This window comes from Pseudomonas sp. SDO5215_S409 (assembly GCF_054071325.1).
Genome location: NZ_JBSVWN010000182.1, coordinates 1 through 402 on the forward strand (window position 1 = coordinate 1; position 402 = coordinate 402).

The following is a 402-nucleotide window of genomic DNA, read 5'->3' on the forward strand; positions in this document are numbered from 1 at the left end:
TCGAGCGCGGGCTGGACATGGTGATTGGCCTGTTCGCCATCCTCAAGGCGGGCGGCGGTTACGTGCCACTGGACCCGGCCTACCCGCTGGACCGCCTGGCCTACATGCTGCAAGACAGCGCGCCGACCGTGGTGCTGGTGCAGGGCGAGACGCGTGGCCTGCTCGGTGACATCGCCGTGCCGGTGGTGGACCTGGATCAGCACACCTGGCAGCACCAACCGGCGAGCAACCCGTTGGTTGCCGAACTGACCCCGCAGCATCAGGCCTATGTGATCTACACCTCCGGTTCCACCGGCAAGCCCAAAGGCGTGATCAACGAACACACCGGCGTGGTCAACCGCCTGCTTTGGATGCAGGACGAGTACGGCCTCACCGCGCAGGACACGGTGTTGCAGAAAACCC

The 402-nt window shown here is 65.4% G+C and carries 1 protein-coding gene; it reads left to right on the forward strand.

Annotation, left to right across the window (positions count from 1 at the left end; all coding sequences use genetic code 11):
• Positions 1–402: AMP-binding protein (locus ACW9H9_RS28825; RefSeq protein ID WP_457346737.1), on the forward strand; the 402-nt coding region annotated here is incomplete at both ends.